General features: G+C 54.0%; 1 protein-coding gene. It reads left to right on the top strand.

What is annotated here, in order from left to right; all coding sequences use genetic code 11:
- Positions 1 to 88 precede the first annotated feature (88 nt).
- Positions 89 to 274 (top strand): histidine kinase dimerization/phospho-acceptor domain-containing protein (locus SB765_RS29570; RefSeq protein WP_410932483.1); only part of this gene is annotated, 186 nt, incomplete at its 3' end.

Here is a 274-nt window from a genome sequence, read left to right as displayed (position 1 = left end):
GAATAAAGTGGTAAATGAAGTGTCCTTACGCACGCCGGACGATCTCTCGCCCTTAAAAGCAGTGCCAAAGCACAGGGAGCTTCGCCAGATGGTTGACGCGGTTAATGGATTTCTTGCCAGGGTGCGGGAAAGCACTGAACGGGAACGCGTTTTCATTCCCGATGCCGCTCACGAGTTGCGTACCCCCCTGGCGGCGATGCGAATCAATGTTGAGGCGCTGGAATCTTATGTGAGCAGTGACAGCCAAAAAGAGTTGCTTGCGGGCATTGTTCGC

This window comes from Pseudomonas sp. SIMBA_067, from assembly GCF_046534675.1.
GTDB classification, from domain to species: Bacteria; Pseudomonadota; Gammaproteobacteria; order Pseudomonadales; family Pseudomonadaceae; genus Aquipseudomonas; species Aquipseudomonas putida.
Note: the sequence above shows the minus strand (reverse complement) of the source record. Positions and strands in the feature narration are given on the sequence as shown.